Origin of the sequence: Pararhizobium sp. LjRoot255 (assembly GCF_964252905.1) — a bacterium.
Lineage (GTDB): Bacteria > Pseudomonadota > Alphaproteobacteria > Rhizobiales > Rhizobiaceae > Pararhizobium.
Genome location: NZ_CAXUPQ020000001.1, coordinates 2,147,814 through 2,165,717 on the forward strand (window position 1 = coordinate 2,147,814; position 17,904 = coordinate 2,165,717).

General features: G+C 62.2%; 20 protein-coding genes. 13 read left to right on the forward strand and 7 right to left on the reverse strand.

The annotated features are described in order from the left end of the window. The first annotated feature begins 120 nt into the window (after positions 1-120). The 4 genes from ACSQ2W_RS10415 to ACSQ2W_RS10430 all read left to right on the forward strand — a co-directional run bounded on the left by ACSQ2W_RS10415 (position 121) and on the right by ACSQ2W_RS10430 (position 2,689). A complete protein-coding gene (locus ACSQ2W_RS10415) occupies positions 121-759 on the forward strand; it encodes a 2-dehydro-3-deoxy-phosphogluconate aldolase (protein WP_018327996.1) in 639 nt (212 codons plus the stop codon). Between the two features lie 129 nt (positions 760-888). Then, positions 889-1,653, forward strand: coding sequence for a tellurite resistance TerB family protein (locus tag ACSQ2W_RS10420; protein ID WP_436086172.1), 765 nt, complete (start codon positions 889-891; stop codon positions 1,651-1,653). Positions 1,654-1,784: 131 nt separating this feature from the next. After that, on the forward strand, positions 1,785-2,477 hold the full coding sequence (locus tag ACSQ2W_RS10425; protein WP_436086173.1) for a GNAT family N-acetyltransferase: 693 nt from the start codon (positions 1,785-1,787) through the stop codon (positions 2,475-2,477). Further along, a complete protein-coding gene (locus tag ACSQ2W_RS10430) occupies positions 2,474-2,689 on the forward strand; it encodes a hypothetical protein (protein WP_436086174.1) in 216 nt (71 codons plus the stop codon). Before ACSQ2W_RS10425 ends, ACSQ2W_RS10430 begins: the two co-directional genes overlap by 4 nt. Before the next feature lie 63 nt (positions 2,690-2,752). On the opposite strand, the gene ACSQ2W_RS10435 is transcribed toward ACSQ2W_RS10430, so the two are convergent. The 3 genes from ACSQ2W_RS10435 to ACSQ2W_RS10445 form a co-directional block, all read right to left on the reverse strand. After that, positions 2,753-3,790: a nickel/cobalt transporter gene (locus tag ACSQ2W_RS10435; protein WP_436086175.1), complete on the reverse strand. Its 1,038-nt coding sequence runs from the start codon at positions 3,788-3,790 to the stop codon at positions 2,753-2,755. Beyond that, positions 3,784-4,425, reverse strand: a complete 642-nt coding sequence (locus ACSQ2W_RS10440) for a DUF1007 family protein (protein WP_436086176.1) — start codon at positions 4,423-4,425, stop codon at positions 3,784-3,786. Before ACSQ2W_RS10440 ends, ACSQ2W_RS10435 begins: the two co-directional genes overlap by 7 nt. 132 nt (positions 4,426-4,557) lie before the next feature. Then, a complete protein-coding gene (locus tag ACSQ2W_RS10445; protein WP_436086177.1) occupies positions 4,558-5,451 on the reverse strand; it encodes a LysR family transcriptional regulator in 894 nt (297 codons plus the stop codon). A gap of 710 nt (positions 5,452-6,161) precedes the next feature. On the opposite strand from ACSQ2W_RS10445, the gene odc2 reads away from it, so the two are divergent. The 3 genes from odc2 to ACSQ2W_RS10460 all read left to right on the forward strand — a co-directional run bounded on the left by odc2 (position 6,162) and on the right by ACSQ2W_RS10460 (position 8,871). Continuing rightward, the gene (gene odc2, locus ACSQ2W_RS10450) at positions 6,162-7,295 is read left to right on the forward strand and encodes an ornithine/lysine decarboxylase (protein ID WP_436086178.1); all 1,134 of its coding nucleotides are present in this window, start codon (positions 6,162-6,164) and stop codon (positions 7,293-7,295) included. Positions 7,296-7,379: 84 nt separating this feature from the next. Continuing rightward, a complete protein-coding gene (locus ACSQ2W_RS10455; protein WP_436086179.1) occupies positions 7,380-7,970 on the forward strand; it encodes a GNAT family N-acetyltransferase in 591 nt (196 codons plus the stop codon). Positions 7,971-8,427: 457 nt separating this feature from the next. Then, positions 8,428-8,871 (forward strand): glyoxalase superfamily protein, encoded by a 444-nt coding sequence (locus ACSQ2W_RS10460; protein ID WP_436086180.1) that lies wholly within the window; start codon positions 8,428-8,430, stop codon positions 8,869-8,871. Positions 8,872-8,923: 52 nt separating this feature from the next. Here the strand turns inward: ACSQ2W_RS10460 and ACSQ2W_RS10465 are convergent, their stop codons facing one another. The 3 genes from ACSQ2W_RS10465 to ACSQ2W_RS10475 form a co-directional block, all read right to left on the reverse strand. Beyond that, entirely contained in the window at positions 8,924-9,913 is a 990-nt protein-coding gene (locus ACSQ2W_RS10465; RefSeq protein ID WP_436086181.1) for a WD40 repeat domain-containing protein, read from the reverse strand. Next, on the reverse strand, positions 9,913-11,010 hold the full coding sequence (locus ACSQ2W_RS10470) for a CobW family GTP-binding protein (RefSeq protein ID WP_436086182.1): 1,098 nt from the start codon (positions 11,008-11,010) through the stop codon (positions 9,913-9,915). The genes ACSQ2W_RS10465 and ACSQ2W_RS10470 overlap by 1 nt, the downstream gene beginning before the upstream one ends. A gap of 143 nt (positions 11,011-11,153) precedes the next feature. Then, the gene (locus tag ACSQ2W_RS10475; RefSeq protein WP_436086183.1) at positions 11,154-11,945 is read right to left on the reverse strand and encodes a creatininase family protein; all 792 of its coding nucleotides are present in this window, start codon (positions 11,943-11,945) and stop codon (positions 11,154-11,156) included. Positions 11,946-12,039: 94 nt separating this feature from the next. On the opposite strand from ACSQ2W_RS10475, the gene ACSQ2W_RS10480 reads away from it, so the two are divergent. The 3 genes from ACSQ2W_RS10480 (at position 12,040) to ACSQ2W_RS10490 (ending at position 14,673) form a co-directional block, all read left to right on the forward strand. Next, positions 12,040-12,540 (forward strand): MarR family winged helix-turn-helix transcriptional regulator, encoded by a 501-nt coding sequence (locus tag ACSQ2W_RS10480; protein ID WP_436086184.1) that lies wholly within the window; start codon positions 12,040-12,042, stop codon positions 12,538-12,540. Positions 12,541-12,644: 104 nt separating this feature from the next. After that, entirely contained in the window at positions 12,645-13,673 is a 1,029-nt protein-coding gene (locus ACSQ2W_RS10485; protein WP_436080026.1) for a LacI family DNA-binding transcriptional regulator, read from the forward strand. 28 nt (positions 13,674-13,701) lie between these two features. Next, complete coding sequence (locus ACSQ2W_RS10490; RefSeq protein WP_436086185.1) at positions 13,702-14,673, forward strand: 2-hydroxyacid dehydrogenase; 972 nt, start codon at positions 13,702-13,704, stop codon at positions 14,671-14,673. A gap of 12 nt (positions 14,674-14,685) precedes the next feature. Here ACSQ2W_RS10490 and ACSQ2W_RS10495 read toward each other — a convergent pair whose 3' ends face one another. Beyond that, on the reverse strand, positions 14,686-15,444 hold the full coding sequence (locus ACSQ2W_RS10495) for a gamma-glutamyl-gamma-aminobutyrate hydrolase family protein (RefSeq protein WP_436086186.1): 759 nt from the start codon (positions 15,442-15,444) through the stop codon (positions 14,686-14,688). A 413-nt stretch (positions 15,445-15,857) separates the two neighbouring features. Here ACSQ2W_RS10495 and ACSQ2W_RS10500 point away from each other — a divergent pair, with 413 nt between their 5' ends. The 3 genes from ACSQ2W_RS10500 (at position 15,858) to ACSQ2W_RS10510 (ending at position 17,893) form a co-directional block, all read left to right on the forward strand. After that, positions 15,858-16,082 carry an aa3-type cytochrome c oxidase subunit IV gene (locus ACSQ2W_RS10500; protein ID WP_436086187.1) on the forward strand — a complete coding sequence of 75 codons (225 nt, stop codon included), beginning with the start codon at positions 15,858-15,860 and terminating at the stop codon, positions 16,080-16,082. Positions 16,083-16,269: 187 nt separating this feature from the next. Next, on the forward strand, positions 16,270-17,421 hold the full coding sequence (locus tag ACSQ2W_RS10505) for a Re/Si-specific NAD(P)(+) transhydrogenase subunit alpha (RefSeq protein WP_436086188.1): 1,152 nt from the start codon (positions 16,270-16,272) through the stop codon (positions 17,419-17,421). A 61-nt stretch (positions 17,422-17,482) separates the two neighbouring features. After that, entirely contained in the window at positions 17,483-17,893 is a 411-nt protein-coding gene (locus ACSQ2W_RS10510; protein ID WP_436086189.1) for a proton-translocating transhydrogenase family protein, read from the forward strand. Positions 17,894-17,904: the final 11 nt, after the last annotated feature.

Here is a 17,904-nt window from a genome sequence, read left to right on the forward strand (position 1 = left end):
TGTCAAGCCTGTGTCACCATGCTCGAATAAGCTCGAAAACGCCCGTTTGGTCTCGACAAAAGCAGACGGGAAGAGTATTCGAACAGCGATTTCAATCGTTTTAAAGCAAAGGCGGCCGGCATGAGCAAGAAAACCGACACACTTCTTTCCGTCCTGAAATTGCAGCCGGTGGTGCCGGTGCTGATCATCGACGACGTCGCAACCGCAGTGCCTTTGGCGCGGGCGCTCGTTGCCGGCGGCTTGAAGGCGATCGAGATAACGCTGCGCACGACGGCCGCGCTCGAAGCGATCCGCGCCGTCGCCAATGAAGTCGAAGGCGCTGTCGCCGGCGCCGGCACCATCCTCAATGCGGCCCAGTATCAGGCGGCGGTCGAGGCCGGCTCTCAGTTCATCGTCAGCCCCGGCACGACGCAGGAGCTGATCGACGCCGCCAATGATTCCGACATCCCCCTCTTGCCCGGCGCCGCCACCGCCAGCGAAGTCATGGGCTTGCGCGAAGAAGGCTACGAGGTCATGAAATTCTTCCCGGCCGAACAGGCCGGCGGCGCGGCTTACCTGAAGGCGCTGTCCTCGCCGCTTGCCGGCACGCTGTTCTGCCCGACCGGGGGCATCTCGTTGTCGAATGCCAAGGATTACCTGTCGCTGCCGAACGTCGTCTGTGTCGGCGGCTCCTGGGTCGCACCGAAGGACCTCGTCGCCAAGGGCGACTGGGCCGGCATCACCAGGCTTGCCGCCGAGGCTTTTGCCCTGAAGGGCTGATTGCCGCGCATGGACGCACTGGAGAGGCCGCTCCCTTGGGTGCGGCCTTTTTCGTCTTCGCGTTTGTATTCTTTTCGTCGCATTCCTATGTCTCAATCCGGGTTCAATCGGCCAAGGGAGTGCGACCGAATGTTTGACGCGAAGAAATTGCTGGATCAGTTCCTGGGCTCGCAAATCCCGGGTGCGGGCGGCACGGTGCGCGATCGCGCGGGACAAGTGACGCAGATGGCCAAGGACAATCCGCTTGCCGCCGGCGCCATCGCCGCCGTGTTGCTTGGTACGGGAACCGGCCGCGAAGTCACGGGTGCTGCGCTGAAGCTCGGCGGTCTCGCCGCGATCGCCGGCCTCGGCTATCAGGCCTACAAGAATTATCAGGCCGGCAAGGAGCCGGCCGCGCAGCCCGAAGCGCAGCCGCAGCCCGAGCTCCTGCCGCCGCCGGCCGATTCCGGCTTCAGCACGGAACCCGCCGTCGTCCGCAACGATTTCGTGCTCGTCCTTGTCCGTGCCATGATCGCCGCCGCCCGCGCCGATGGTCATATCGACGATGCCGAGCGCGCCCACATCATGGACAAGGTCAGGCTCTCCGGCCTCGATTCCGAAGCCAAACAGTTCCTCGATGACGAGCTGAGCAATCCGGTCGATCTCGACGCCATCGTCGCAGCCGCAAGGACGGAAGAGGAACGTGTCGAACTCTACACCGCGTCGCGCCTCGCCATCGAGCCGGACGGCCGCGCCGAACGCGGTTACCTCGATCTTCTCGCCGGACGCCTCGGCCTTGCCGATGCACTGGTCGATCATATCGAGGCGACGGTCTTGGCCGCCAAGACGCCCGCTGCCGAGCCAAGAACGTCGGTTCCCCAGACGGGCGAACCGCCGATCAAATCGCCGTGGTGATCCATCCATCACCACTTTGCATTTGTGCGGATGCCTGAGCTGTCCTATGCCAGCGTCAAAGTTTCGGGATCGGTCCCGGGGATCCCGGGCCGATCCCAAGCTGGTGGTTTGGTCTCTCTGGAGAACAGCAGATGCGCGATTTGACGAACTGGACCGGTTGCCCGGCCCCGAAGCCGGTAACCCTCGAAGGCCGCTATGTCCGCATCGAGCCTTACGACCGGGCAAGGCATCTGCAGGCCCTGTGGCAGGCCTTTGGCGGGCTCGATATCAATGGACGCCTCCAGTATTTCTCGCAGGATGATTTCCGCGCCATCGAGGATTTCGATGCATGGCTGACCGCGGTACAGAAATCCGGCTGGATCACCGAAGTGTTCTATGACAAGGCCACCGGCGATGTGGTGGGCATGGCCAACTACATGCGCCCCGATCCGGCAAACGGGGTGGTCGAAGTCGGCGGCGTCGCGCATTCCCTCGCGATGGCCCGCTCGCCGCTCTCGACCGAAGTGCACTACCTGATGGCCAAACATGTCTTCGAGGATCTCGGTTATCGCCGCTACGAGTGGAAATGCGATAACCGCAACGAGGCAAGCAAGAGGACGGCGGGCCGCCTTGGCTTCACCTTCGAAGGCGTCTTTCGCCAGCATATGATTTCCAAGCGGGCGAACCGGGATACGGCCTGGTTTTCGATGATCGACGGCGAATGGCCGTTGCTCAATGCAGCCTTCGAGGCCTGGCTATCGCCGGACAATTTTTCAGGCGATGGAACACAGAAACGCAAACTCGACGATATTCGCGCGGCACTCGCGCAGAAGGAGACGGCATGACCGCGCCGGAAAAGAACGACCGCTCGCCGGCCATTGCCGCTGCCATCATCCTCGCCGTCGTCGGGTTCGGCTTCTTCATCCTGCCGAAGATCATGCTTTCCCTCGGTGATATCTCGCCATGGCTGGCAGCCGTCGTCGGCACCCTGTTCGTGCTCGGTTTTTTCCTGATCTTCTGGCTGCGTGCCCGCCATCAGCGCCGACGCGGGCTTTAGAGCAATTCCAGGAAAAGTGTGAAACGGTTTTCCGTCCGGAATTGCGTCAAAACAAAGCGATGCCTAGCCCTGCAGCGACGCCCCGAGCAGCACGACGCCCAGTACCAGCACCAGCAATGCGCCCGAGATTTCGATGCCGTTGCTGATCCGCATCGCCGCGTTTCCGCTTGAGGCATAGCGCACGGCCAGATCCTTGGCGGTTACGGCCAGCGTTGCCAGCGCCGAGACGGTGATGGCGGTGCCGATCGACATGGCGAAGACCGAGAGCACGCCGCCGAGATAAAGCCCGTTCAAAAGCGCGAAGCTCAGGACGATCAGTGCGCCGGAGCAGGGCCGCAGGCCGACCGCGATGACGGCCGACCAGGCCTCCCGCAGCGCGAAGCGATCGCCCTTGAGCATCGACGGATCGGGCGCGTGCGCATGGCCGCAGGTGTCGCAGACCTCGCCCGGCCCATGGCTGTGGCCGTGGGATTGATGTGCGTGGTCATGGTGGCCATGATCGTGCTCGTGAGCGCTGTGATGGGCATCTTGCGCCAATGCCGGCGCCAGCCGGCGCTGCCGCAGACCGCGCAGCTTGCGAAACAGCAGCCAGCCGCCGAACGCCGCGATCAGGGCGTAGCTCACCACTTCAAGAAAATGCGTCGCCTGCGTCATCGAGATCGAGGACCCGCGCAGCACGAGGTAGGCAGCGCCGACGAGCAGGATGGCGACCCCGCCCTGCATCATCGAGGAGAGAAACGAGAGCAGCACGCCGCGCTTCAGCTCGGTCTCATTGGCAATCATGTAGGAGGAGATCACCGCCTTGCCGTGGCCGGGACCGGCCGCGTGGAAAACGCCATAGGCGAAGGACAGCCCGATCAGCGACCAGAGCTGCCAGGGGTTCTCCCGCATGCCTTTGATCGCCGCCGTCAGCGTGTGATAGAAACGCTGCTGCTCCATGTTCACCCAGGCAAAGAAACCGCCGAAGATGCCTGTCGTCTTGAAGGCCGGCTCGGCGGTGCCGATGCCGAGCGGCGACTGGGCATGCGCCACGGCGATGCCTGCGATGGTCAGCATCAGCGCAAGCCCCACCAGGCGGCCGCTGTTCCGTGACATCAGCATTTGAACTCGATCCTCGTCGCAAACATCTTCGACATGTCGGTCCCTGTCGGGTCGTTGAAGAAGGCGTCGGTCAGGGTCGCCTGATTCTGAGCCAGCACTTCGTCCGGATCGGGCCGCACGACCTTGTGCTCACAAGCCTTCAGCTGATCACCGACCGGAACCAGGTCCTCATCGGTTGGGAAATCCATCGCCGTATACATGGTCGGATCGTAGACGCCGAACGCCAAGCTGCCCTTGAGCGGCATCACCTCGGCCGGTTTGACGGCAAACATCAGAAGCAGCTGGCCGTCCTTGTAGTCGGCCGTGATCGCATCGGGCTTGTTGACCTTGATGGTTTTGCCGTTGTCGGTGATCGTCGTGTAATAATTGTACTCTGCGAGCGAATCGAGAACGGTCTGGCCGACCTCCTGCAACTCGTCCGGATCGAGCTGGGCATTCGAATTCTTGTCGAAATCCATCACGACACTGGATGAAAACAGCTCGTCGAACCGCCAGACATTGCGCAGTTCGGTGATCTGGTTCGATCCATCCGCAACGATTTCGAGGCGCGCTTCGGCAAAGATATGCGGATGCGCGAGCGCGGCTGAAGGGGCAAGACATGCCGCGACCGCCAGGATCAGGGACAATGGTTTCATGACGTCGTGCTTTCCTTCGCTATATCGGCGCAGCCGATATATTCGGCCCAGTATTTTCTGCCCAATATATTCTGCAATGTATGTCAAATGGGACGGAATTGGGACTTTGCACCTGCGGCAAAGTCGTCAATTTCACGTGTTCTTGCGGAACCAGTTGTAGAGGAAATCGACGAAAGTCCGCACTTTCGTCGGCAGGTAGCGCCGATGCGGATAGATCGCATAGATGCCGCGGTCCTTGGGAAGATAGGTCTCCAGGATCGGAACCAGCGTGCCGGCAGCAATCTTCGGCCGGGCGATGAATTCCGGAACACCGGATATCCCGATGCCCGATTCCGCCGCACGCACGGCGGCAAGCGGGCTGTTGACCTCGATCGGCCCGCCGACAGGGACGCTGAAATGGGTTCCATCCGGCTCGACAAAGCGCCAGTTGCTGTAGGAGCGGCCATTGGTGTCGATGATGCAGGCATGCCGGGATAGTTCGGAAGGATGGTTGATTGGTCCGGTTCTTTCGAGAAACTCGGGCGAGGCGCAGATCTGGACCTGGAAATCGTCCAGCTTGCGGGCGATCAGCGTCGAATCCTCGAGTTTCGTGATGCGGATCGCGACGTCAAAACCTTCCTCGACCAAATCGACGAAGCGGTCGTCGGAGACGATTTCCAGCGACAGTTCCGGATGCGCCTTGCCGAAATCGATCAGCGACTGGCCGATCTCCGCATCGACGAATGTGCGCGGTGCGGAAATGCGCAAGCGGCCCTTGAGGTCCGAGTTGCTGGCGCGGACGAGATCGGCGAGGTTGTCGATCTCCTTGAGGATTTCCGACGCCGTCCGGTAATAGGTGTGCCCGGCCTCCGTCAGCGAAAATTGCCGGGTGGTGCGGTTGAGCAGCAGCGCGCCGAGTTCGTCCTCGAGTTCGCGCACGTACTTGGAAAGCAGCGCCTTCGAGCGCCCGACACGGCGGGCAGCAGCGGAGAAGCCCTCGGCATCGACCACATCGATAAAGGCGCGAATGCGAGTGAGAGTATCCATCGGTCCATCATTCCCTCTGCATCTGCGATCGCGACTTACGTGCTCGATTCGCGCCCTCGGTTGGCCGACCGCATTGCACCATCCAGACGCACGTCTTTTGCGCTCTCGATACCTCTTATCGCGATTGGCGAAAAGGGCATTAATTTTCTGAAAGGAAATCGATTGGAATCAACGACTTGACCAATCCTAATCGAAGCCTCTCATTGTTCATTAAATGTGAACGAAATGATTGTTTCCGTCTCAGATAAAAATTCAACAGCGAAATCGAAAAAACGCTTGATTACGACAGGGTTTTTTCTTATCTCCCACTCAGCCCAAAGTCGCACGTGCCCATGGGTGTCCGCCGAACCCTCGAATTGGTGAGGAAATCGGTAAGGTACCTGGAATTAACCCCTCCAGTCGCTATTCCGGCCAACCGGAAAATGCGAGGACATCTGAAGCAACGACGGTGCGGGCCTTTTTGTTCTCTTCCGGCTTTCCATCAGCCGGGGTTACTGAAGAGGCACACCTTCATTGCCGGAAGTGCGGTAGGGTTCTCCTTCCAATCAATGGCAGACAAAGCCGAACAAAGCTCTTGGCGGGGCGTTGTTCACCATCCGCGCATCGTGCGCATGTCTGGTTCCGGGGTCTCCACCGGCTGGTGCCAGGACGTGTTCGCATATGCCCTTTGTCCTCCGGTTTTCCGGAGCATACTGATTGGGGAATGAACCATGACGACTGCACGTATCATCGACTTCCTGAACACCCGACGTCCCGAAGGCCCTTGCCTCGTGGTCGATCTCGAAGTCGTGCGCGACAATTTCAAGGCTTTCCGTCATGCCCTGCCGGACAGCTCCATCTACTATGCCGTCAAGGCCAACCCGGCGCCGGAAATCCTGCGTCTGCTCGCCAGCATGGGCTCCAACTTCGATTGCGCGTCCGTCGCTGAAATCGAAATGGCGCTCGACGCCGGTGCGACCGCTTCGCGCATCTCCTTCGGCAATACCATCAAGAAGGAACGCGACATCGCCAAGGCGCATGCGCTCGGCGTTTCGCTCTTTGCCGTCGATAGCCACGAGGAAGTCGAAAAGATTTCTCGTGCCGCTCCGGGCGCGCGGGTGTTCTGCCGCGTCCTGACCGATGGCGAAGGCGCCGAATGGCCGCTGTCGCGCAAGTTCGGCTGCGTCCCGCAGATGGCCGTCGACGTTCTCGTCTACGCCCATCAGCTCGGCCTGACCTCCTATGGCGTCTCGTTCCATGTCGGTTCGCAGATGACCAAGGTCGATGCCTGGGATTCGGCCCTTGCCGATGCCAAGCGCGTCTTTGTGCAGCTGGCGAAGCAGGGCATCGAGCTCAAGATGGTCAACATGGGCGGTGGTTTCCCGACCAAGTACCTGCGCGACGTGCCCTCCGCCGAAGCCTATGGCAAGGCGATCTTCGGTGCGCTGCGCAAGCACTTCGGCAACAACTTGCCCGAAACCATCATCGAGCCGGGCCGCGGCATGGTCGGCAATGCCGGCGTGATCAAGTCGGAAGTCGTCCTGATTTCGAAGAAGTCGGACAACGACAACCACCGCTGGGTGTTCCTCGACATCGGCAAGTTCGGTGGTCTCGCCGAAACCATGGACGAGGCGATCCGCTACCCGATCCGCACCGCGCATGACGCCGACGAAATGGAGCCTTGCGTTCTCGCCGGCCCGACCTGCGATTCGGCCGATGTGATGTACGAGAAGAACATGTATCCGCTGCCGATTTCGCTGACGATCGGCGACGAAGTTCTGATCGAGGGCACGGGCGCCTACACGACGACCTATTCGGCCGTCGCCTTCAACGGTTTCGAGCCGCTGAAGTCCTACGTCATCTAAGGCACGCTCCGGCTTTGGCCGGAGCGGCCACTCACAATTTGTTATAACCACCGCTGATAACGGTATTGGGTACGGGAGGCCAGGATGGCCGCTGTTCTTGATTCTGTCCGCGCGTTCTTCGCGCAGAATGCCTTCACCATCGACGCCGAGAATCCCGGCGACGTCGTCGCGCGGGAAAGCCTGCTCGATCGCGCCATGGGGCCGAACCGTCGCCGCAAGTCGTCGGAAGCGCTGCGCCTCGGCCGCGTGCCGGCCGAAGGCCTGGCGCTGGTTGCCCGCGATCCGCACGGCCATGTCATCGGCACGGTGCGCCTGTGGAACATCGAAGCCGGCGTCAGTCGCGATGGAACGCCGGTCGATGCCCTGTTGCTCGGTCCGCTCGCGGTCGATGCTGCCCATGAGGGCAAGGGCATCGGCGGCGCCCTGATGCGGGCTGCGATCGGCGCGGCGAAGAGCCGCGGCCACGGCGCCATCCTGCTCGTCGGCGATGCACCCTACTACGAGCGCTTCGGCTTCTTCGCCGTGAAGGCGCAGCATCTCGTCATGCCCGGCCCGTTCGAGCGCAACCGCTTCCTGGGCCTGGAACTGAAAGAGGGCTGGCTGGATGGTGCAGCCGGCATGCTGGTCGCCAGCGGCCGCAAGCTCGCCATGCCGAAACTGCGCCGGGCCGCCTGAATTTTTCCCCGCTGATCCCCGCCCTGAAAAACCGTGTCATTCTTTGACTGTCTTCAGGGCGGGAAACCGGGTTCGCGAACCGGCCTTGCCACCCGGCGCGGTCCGGTCCTGAAGGCGGTATCGGGAGTAGGGTAAATGCCCGAAATTCCGGTACCGGCAGGCAGCAAAGCCTGACACGTCTACCAAACCGATACCGCTGCCTGCCTTTTCCTGAAGCAGCGCCGCTCCGGAGTCCCGACTGGCTCCTGAGCGGGGTTTCGGCGCACCTGAAATTTGACAGCGCCGCCGGGATGAACTACACGCCATGGCAACGGGTGAGAGCCCCGGCCGTCCGCAAGCTTCCAAGCTTTTGGTGAAGTCTCTCTTTCCCATTCCGGTCGTCCATGATTGTGGCGTGCGAACGGTGGCAATGCGGGCTCCCTCCGAAAGACTGCACGCTCCATGTCGGAGACCACTCATGCGCGGATCAGTCCCGCTTCCATCCCTCGATGCCCTGAAGGATCAGGCGAAACGGCTGCGTGCCGGCCTCGCCGCCGAAGGTCAGGACATCACCCACTCGAAATCTCTCGAACTTCTGGCCAAGCAATACGGCTTTCGCGACTGGAACACGCTTCACGCGGTCGCCGGTAATCGCCCGCCGCTCGATCCCTGGATACTCGGATCCCGCGTCAAGGGCCATTATCTCGGCCAGCCCTTCGAGGCGAAAATCCTCGGCGTCCAGGCGGTCACCGCACAGCCCGGCCGCTATCGGCTGACCCTCGATCTCGACGAGGCCGTCGATGTCGTCAGCTTCGACAGCTTCTCGGCTTTTCGAAAGCGCGTCCATTGCACTATCGACGAAACGGGCCGGACGATTGAGAAAACCTCGAACGGCCGGCCGCATGTGGAATTGATGTGGTGAAGGGGAGCGAGAAATCTGTGGCGCGCTGATCTGCGCCACAGATTGAATGGCCTCAGCCTGCAATATCGACCACGCCGCAATCGCCCGCTTCACTACCGAAGGCCAATTGCCGGCCGTTCCTGCTCCAGGCCATGGCGGTGATCGCGCCTTTGCCGGGGCGGCGCAAAAGCACTTCCTTGGCATCGGCGAAGCGAACGACAAGGATCATGCCGTCGGCATAGCCGATCGCCGCGATCTCCTCGATCGGATGGCAGGAGACCTGGGTGACCATGATATTGGCGCGGGTGCCGAGTTCGAGCGGCGCCTTGCCCATCGGCCCGTCCTTGGCCTGGAAGGGCCAGACGATGGCGGCCGGTGCGCCGGAGGAGGCAAGCCATTTGCCCTTGGCCGACCAGGATATGGATTTCACCTTGGCCGGATAGCCGGTCATGCGCATGTGGCGTGTTTCAGCGCCGGGCTTGGTGTCGAGCTTCCACCCGTGCAGGGCATTTTCCTGCATGCTGGTGACGACGAAGCGGCCGTCGGGCGAGAAGGTCACGCCGGTATGGGCGCCTTTCCATTCGAGGTCCACCGGCTGTCCGGCCATTGCGACCCAGTGCAGCGAGACGCCGTTGTAACGGGCAAGCGCGATGCGCATGCCCTTCGGCGCGAAGGCGATGCCTTCGACGGTGCGTTCCTCGGTGAATTCCTTGACGGTCCCGTCGGTAAGCCGGACATGCGCGGTCTTGCCATAGGCATAGCCGACTGCGCCCTGCGGGCCGGCGGCGACCTGCGAGATCCATTTGCGGGGAACATTGGCGATTTCAGTGATCGTCCCGTCCAGCTGAACGCGCAGCACCCTGCCGTCCTCGCCGCCGGTCAGCAGCGTGTCGGTCGCTTCGTCGCGCACGCAGGAGAGCAGGCCCTCATGCGCTCCAACAGTCTTGTGGCCGTGATCAAGACGGTGGACCAGGCCGGATGATTCGGCAAAGAACGGCACGTCACCCAAAAAGGCCACGCCTGCCACATGGCCTTCGAGATCAAGAGGAGCGACTGTCGGCATCAGTGTGCTGCGGCCTCGGCGGGAGCGGCCTCGCAGGCCTTGAAGGTGCGCTCCAGCTTTTCGCGGTCAAGCTCGCGGCCGATGAAGACGAGGCGGCTTTCGTGCTTCTCGCCGTCCTTCCACGGACGCTGGTGATCGCCTTCGATAATCATGTGCACCCCCTGGACGACATAACGTTCCTCGTCGCCCTTGAAGGCGATGATGCCCTTGAGCCGCAGGATGTTGGGGCCTTCCGTCTGGGTGATCTTCTGGATCCAGGGGAAGAAGCGGTCCGGGTTCATCTCGCCGCCGCGCAGCGAAACCGACTGCACCGTGACGTCATGGATCGGCGAGGGGGCGTGGTCGTGGTGATGGTGGTCATGATCGTGATGGTCGTGATCATGGTGGTGGTGATCATGGTTGCAATCCGGGCCACATTCATGATCATGGTCGTGATCATCCTGATCGAGGAAATGTGGATCGTTTTCCAGCGCCCGTTCCAGATTGAAGGCGCCCTGGTTCAGAACGTTCGCCAGGTCGATCTCGGAGCGCACGGTCCGGTGGATGCGGGCGGACGGGTTAATGACGCGGACGGTCGCTTCGATCCTCGCCAGCTCTTCCGACGTCACCAGGTCGGTCTTGTTCAAGAGAACGACATCGGCAAAGGCGATCTGGTCTTCGGCTTCGCGACTGTCCTTCAAGCGCAGCGGCAGGTGCTTGGCGTCGACCAGGGCGACGACGGCGTCGAGCTCGGTCTTGGCGCGCACGTCGTCATCCATGAAGAAGGTCTGGGCGACGGGCACCGGGTCGGCAAGACCGGTGGTTTCGACGATGATCGCATCGAAACGGCCGGGGCGGCGCATAAGCCCCTCGACGACGCGGATCAGGTCGCCGCGCACGGTGCAACAGACACAGCCATTGTTCATCTCGTAGATTTCTTCGTCGGATTCGACGATCAGGTCGTTGTCGATGCCGATCTCGCCGAATTCGTTGACGATGACGGCATACTTCCGGCCATGATTCTCGGAAAGAATGCGATTGAGCAGCGTCGTCTTGCCGGCGCCGAGATAGCCGGTGAGCACGGTAACGGGAATGGGCTTGGCTGTGGTTTCGGTCATGGGAAAACCTCGAGAAATCGGATGCGTTCGGCATCGGGGTGGTGTTGATATAGGAGATGGAACGCGCCAGCGCAAATGCCAGGCCCGGATTCTTCACGCTGTTTTGCCGGTGCCGATCATGCGTGTCGAACCGACGCCCGGCACTACCGCAGGCTAGATGGATCGAAGGCCGCGACATCCTCCAACAGCTCGATAATCCCCGAAACGGCATGAGCAATCAATTGCTCGCCCCGCTCGGCCGTTGCCACGGAAGCATCGCCGGCCACGCCCTTTTCGTTGAGGTCCGACATCTTCCAGCCAAAGGCGTGCGGGCCATAGGCGCGCAGGTGCTTGTAGCGTACGGCAAAATCGCTCTGGCGGGAGCCGAAGCGCGCCGCTTTCGCCATATCCACCTTGTCGGGATGAAGCGCCAGCATCACCGACGTCTCGATATCGCCGCCGTGGATGTCGATCGCCTTGTCTTGCGGCTTGATCCAGCCGTCCGGCTGCCCAAAGCGCGTCCAGCTCGTGGCGACCGCCAGCATGCTGAACCGCACCCGGGCTTCCGTCGCAACGATCGTCATCAAAGGCGAATTGCCGCCATGGGCATTCAGCATGACGAATTTGCGGATGCCCATTTGGTGCAGTTGCTGCGCCATCCCGAGCCACTGTCCTACCGCCTCGTCGTAGGCGAGCGATCGGGTGCCGGCCACGTCCATGTGCTCGATCGAATAGCCGACCGGTTCCGCCGGCAGGAAGGTCACGGGCAAAACGGGTGGCAATCGCGGGATCAACCGCTCGACCAGTCCTTCGGCGATCAGCGTGTCGGTGTCAAAGGGCAGGTGCGGTCCATGCTGCTCGGTCGCGCCCAGTGGAAGCACGGCAATCCACTCTTCCCGGGCAGCAGGCGGAAGATCGGAAACATTGTCTTTCCAACGGGGTGCCGGGAATGCCATGCTTGCTTCAGTCCTTCGCTTGTACTTGCGGCCGGGGTGTTAATCGAGTCATACAGTGCAAGAGTGGCCGTGCAAGAAATTTGGTGGAGGACCGATGGGAAAGAAGAGCAAGGCCGAGAAAAAAGCCAAGGGCAACAAGAAGAAGAACCACGACGTTGCCGTCGAGGCTCAGGATCTTGCCTCCGTGCTGGTGCAGGCGGCGCGCTCAATGCGCACCGTGCTGTCGCGTAATCTGATCGAAAGCGGTCTTTATGCCGGTCAGGACGGCGTGATGCTGGCGCTCGCCGAAACCGACGGGCTGACGGCAGGCGTGCTGGCCATGAAGCTTGGCGTCAAGGCGCCGACCATGACCCGCACGATCGGCCGCATGGAAGCCCAGGGTTTTCTGGAACGGCGGGCTGACGACGAGGATGCCCGTCTGACGAAAGTCTATCTCACCACGCTCGGCCGCACTCGGCTCCAGACGATTGCCGCCGCAGGCAAGACCTCGGAGGAAATTGCCACCAGGGGGCTGAGCGAAAAGCAGATCAAGACGTTGATGAAGCTGCTGCGCGCCGTCGACGGCAATCTCCAGAGTACGGACGCTGCGGAATGATTCTGGAAAATCGCCTGTAATTTGGCGATTGCAGCGTCAATTTAAACAGTTTAAAGAGGATTTAAAAATACGGGTGCCAAGCCGGCCGAATTGATGGGGGAAACGTGGCGCAGAAGATCAAGCTCTCAACCATTGCCGAAACGCTTGGGGTGTCGACGGCGACCGTATCACTGGCATTGCGCGACAGCCCGCTCGTTGCTGCCATGACCCGGGACAAGATCAAGGACCAGGCGCGGGCGCTTGGTTATATCTACAACCGCCGTGCCGCCAGCCTGCGCACATCCCGCTCCGGCATCATCGGCGTCGTCGTGCACGACATCATGAACCCCTTCTACGGCGAAATCCTCAAGGCCATCGAGGCAGAACTCGATCGCGACCGGCAGACGTTCATTCTTTCCAATCACTATGATTCCGTCGAAAAGCAGCGCGCCTTCATCGAGACCCTGCTGCAACTGGGCGGCGACGGCGTCATCATGTCGCCGGCCATCGGCACGCCGCCGGAAGATATCCGGCTTGCCGAAGACAACGGCATGCCGGCGGTGCTGATCGCCCGCTCGATCGATGGGCTGGACGTACCGATCTTCCGCGGTGACGACGCCTACGGCATTTCGCTCGCCACCAATCACCTGATCAGCCTCGGGCACCGCGTGATTGCCATGGTCGGCGGCACGGACCTGACATCGACCGGTCGCGACCGCTATCAGGGCTACGTCAATGCGCTGCGCAAGGCCAATATCGATGTCGATCCCGACCTGCGCATTCCGGGTCCCCGCTCCATGCAGGGCGGTTTCGAGGCGGCGGTGCATCTGCTTTCCCTGCCGCAGAAGCCGACCGCGGTCGTCTGCTGGAACGATCTCGTCGCCATCGGCATGATGAACGGCATTGCCCGAGCGGGTCTTGTTCCCGGCCGCGACGTGTCGGTCACCGGTTACGATGATCTCGAGGAAGCGTCGATCTCCACGCCCGCATTGACCACCGTCTGGAACGGACAGTCGGACGTGGGCCGCAGTGCTGCGCGCGCGCTGCTCGACAAGCTCAACGGCAGCCACGAGCCGGACGGTATCCATCTGATCAAGCCCGAAATGCGGATTCGCCAGTCGACCGGCCCGCTGCGGCCCAATTCATCCGAATAAGGCGATCCAATCCCGGAAGGAGCGAAAGATGCCGCATGGCCGTCCCCGTATTCTTGTGCCCGGAAGGATGAGCAAGCGTGTGCTCGATCGTCTGCCGGATCACTTTGCGCCGGTCTTTGTCGCTGCCGCCGATCCCGCGCTGATTACCGCTGGCATGGCTTCCAGTGTCTCGGGTGTTGCGGTGCAGGGTAAACTCCCCGCCGATTTCATGGATGCGTTCCCCAGCCTCGAAATCATTGCCAATTTCGGCGTTGGCTATGACGGCGTCGATGCCGCACATGCGGCGAAACGCGGTGTCGTCGTCACCAACACGCCGGATGTGCTGACGGAAGAGGTGGCGGATACGGCGATCGGCCTGCTCATCAATACGGTGCGTCAGCTTCCCGCCGCCGAGCAGTGGCTGCGGCAGGGGCGCTGGGCTAAGGAGGGCGCCTTTGCCCTGTCGCCGCTGACACTGCGCGGCCGCACGGTCGGCCTCTACGGGCTCGGCCGTATCGGGCTGGCAATCGCCAGGCGCCTCGAGAGCTTCGGACTTTCCATCGCCTACCATACCCGCACGCCGCGCCCGGGCCTCTTTTACCGGCATTTTTCGACGCTGAAGGCAATGGCAGAGGCGGTGGACACGATCATCGTGATCGTGCCGGGCACCGAAGCCACCCGCAGAACCGTCAATGCGGAGGTTCTGCAGGCGCTCGGACCGCAAGGCGTGCTGATCAATGTCGGGCGTGGCACGACCGTCGATGAGGCGGCGCTTGCCGATGCGCTGCAGCGTGGTGTCATCGCCGCTGCCGGCCTCGACGTGTTCGAAAATGAGCCTTATGTGCCGGACGCTCTTCTGGCGCTGCCGACCGTTTCGTTGCTGCCGCATGTCGGATCGGCCTCGCAGGCCACGCGCAACGCCATGGCTGACCTCGTCGTCGACAATCTGATCGCCTGGTTCGAGACGGGCGCTGCGCTGACGCCGGTCGACGAGACACCGTTCACCCGCAAGACGGCCTAAAAGGACCGTGCGTCAGGCCGTAACCTTCGAGGCCGCATAGGCGCGAACCGCGTCGCCGAAAGCCTGAAACAGGGTCGATGAGGGGCGGTCCTGGCCAACCCAGTATTCCGGGTGCCATTGCACGCCGACGGCAAAGGCCTTTGCATCGATCACCGACACGGCCTCGATCGTCCCGTCTTCTGCGACGGCCTCGACGGCGAGACGCGGCGCTGCCTCGGAGATCGCCTGCCGGTGCAGCGAATTCACCTGCACCTCGCCGGTGCCGAGGACGGAAGCAAGGCAGCTTCCTTCCTTGACGATGACCTTCTGGCGGATGCCGTAGGCGATATCGAGCTCCTGCACGTCCGGCTTGCGGTGATCCCACATGCCGGGCCTGTCCTGGATTTCGCTCGCCAGCGTGCCGCCAAGCGCGACGTTGAGCTCCTGTATGCCGCGGCAGATGGCGAGCAACGGCACGCCGCGCTCAAGCGCCCGCCGGATCAGCGGAAGGCTCGTCGCATCGCGGCCCGGATCGAAGGGCCCGTCCGTTTCGGTTGCCTGCTTGCCGTAGAGCGACGGATGCACATTGCTGCGCGAGCCGCTGACGAGCACGCCGTCCACGCGGTCCAGAATTTCATCTGCGTCGTTGCCCGTCTCGAGTGCCGGCACCAGGAAGGTCATCACGCCGGAGCCTTCGACGGCAGCGCGGACATACTGATGTGGCGTGGCATGCCAGACGTTGCCGTCGAAGGTCCTGAAATCGGCCGGTATGGCAACAACAGGTTTGGGCATTGCGGGTCTCCAGCTGCGGCTTCAGTCACGTGGTCTCGCCGACTCGAAGCCTTGTTTCGCGTCATATTGCCATTGCTCTCAGGCGCGGGGCAAAGTCAACTCTCCTCGTCACCAGGAGGTTTCCGCCCCTCGTGCAGAGACGGGTCAGATTTGGCCTTGCTGTCCCCCCTGTCCTTATGAGCAGGGTCTGCTTGCCAACTCTCCGGCGTTTCCGTGACCCTCGCTTGTGTTCCTTATGTCGCAGGCGTCCCTCCCGGTTTTCGTTGCGCTTAGCCGTCACATTGTGTAAGGGCAGCTATGCGCAATTGGCAGCTTGCGGCGCGTGGACGCGCATGCAATGAATTTTGAGACGAGGCATGGTGTGCGTGAGCCTGGTAGGCGCGGCGTCATGGTATTTCAGGGAGACATGCATCATGGCTGAACATCATTCAGGACCACTCGAAACGGGCGCTCCGATGGATTATTCCGAACACGAGAAGACCTACAACTTCTTCCTCGAAGCGACGAAGTTCGGAACGCTTTTCTGCGTGGCACTGCTGGTCGCCATGGCAGCCGCTTTCTTCACGACTGCCGGCTTCTTTACCGCGCTCGTGCTGTTCATTCTCCTCAACGTTGCCGGCTTCGTGCTTCTGCGCTGATCGGCTTTCCAAAGTTTTGACGAAGACGGGCACCTGGGAGTGAGGTGCCGGTTTTTCCGTGGCCCGGCAGTTCGGGCCTGGAAGAGCATGCGCGCTACCGCCATTGACGGCTTTGCGCGACTATCGAATGTGCGGGTTGAGAGGCTGGCGATTGCCCGGTACCTGAAACCCTCTCGGGGAGGCACCTGTGGCAGAGACCGTATTCATACCGCTGGAAAACGTGGGGGACGAGAGCCGTGTGGCCGCGTCGCCCGAAAGCGTCAAGAAGCTCAAGACACTCGGTTTCGACGTCGTTGTCGAGGCGGGCGCCGGGTTGCTGTCGCGTATACCTGACGGCGAGTTCGAGAAGGCCGGTGCGCGGATCGGCTCTGCCGCGGATGCGGCGAGCGCCGATGTGGTGCTGAAGGTACGCCGGCCGTCGTCGTCCGAGGTCGCCTCCTACAAGTCCGGCGCCATCGTGCTGGCGATCATGGATCCCTACGGTAACGGTGAGGCGCTGGATGCCATGGCCAGGGCCAATGTTTCCGCCTTCGCGATGGAACTGATGCCGCGCATCACCAGGGCGCAGTCGATGGACGTCTTGTCGAGCCAGGCGAACCTAGCCGGCTACCAGGCGGTGATCGACGCGGCCTCGGAATTCGACCGGGCAATGCCGATGATGATGACGGCGGCAGGCACGGTGCCGGCGGCCAAGGTGTTCGTCATGGGCGCCGGCGTTGCCGGCCTGCAGGCGATCGCCACGGCACGACGTCTCGGCGCCGTCGTCTCCGCCACCGATGTGCGTCCGGCCTCGAAGGAACAGGTCGCCTCGCTCGGCGCCAAGTTCATCGCCGTCGAGGACGAGGAATTCAAGGCAGCCGAAACCGCCGGTGGCTACGCCAAGGAAATGTCGGCTGAATACAAGGCCAAGCAGGCAGCGCTGACGGCCGAGCACCTGGCCAAGCAGGACATCGTCATCACCACCGCGCTGATCCCCGGCCGGCCGGCGCCGCGGCTGATCACGCGCGAGATGCTTAAAAGCATGAAGCCCGGCTCGGTCGCCGTCGATCTCGCCGTCGAGCGCGGCGGCAATATCGAGGGCGCGGTCGCCGATCAGGTGGTCGAGGTCGAGGGCGTCAAGGTCGTCGGTTACTTGAACGTGCCCGGCCGCATCGCCGCCTCGGCCTCGTCACTCTACGCCAGGAACCTCGTCACCTTCCTCGAGACGATGGTGAGCAAGGAAACCAAGGCGCTCGCGCTCAACGCCGAGGACGAACTCGTCAAGGCGACGATGCTGACGCATGGCGGCGCGGTCGTGCATCCGAATTTCGCGCCGGCCCCGGCCGCAGTCACCGCTTGAAAATTGGAAAGGGCGGTTCCGGCGCTTCGGGGGAAGTGCTGCCGTCCAAGGGAGATGTTTGATGGCCAATGACCTTCTCGACAAGGCGATCGGCGAGCTCGACCGGGCGGTCGAAGCGGTGCGCACGGCAGCCGAATATGTGCCGGATGCGGCGGGCGTCGCCGCCCACGGGCTGACCAGTGGGGCGATCGACCCCTTCGTCTTCCAGCTGGCGATCTTCGTGCTGGCGATCTTCGTCGGCTATTACGTCGTCTGGTCGGTGACGCCTGCCTTGCACACCCCCTTGATGGCCGTCACCAATGCGATCTCCTCGGTCATCGTCGTCGGCGCACTTCTGGCGGTCGGCATCTCGGCCTCGGGCCTTGCCACCGGCTTCGGCTTCGTCGCGCTGGTCCTCGCCTCGGTCAACATCTTCGGCGGTTTCCTCGTCACCCAGCGCATGCTCGCCATGTACAGACGCAAAGACAAGTGAGGGCCTGAGCT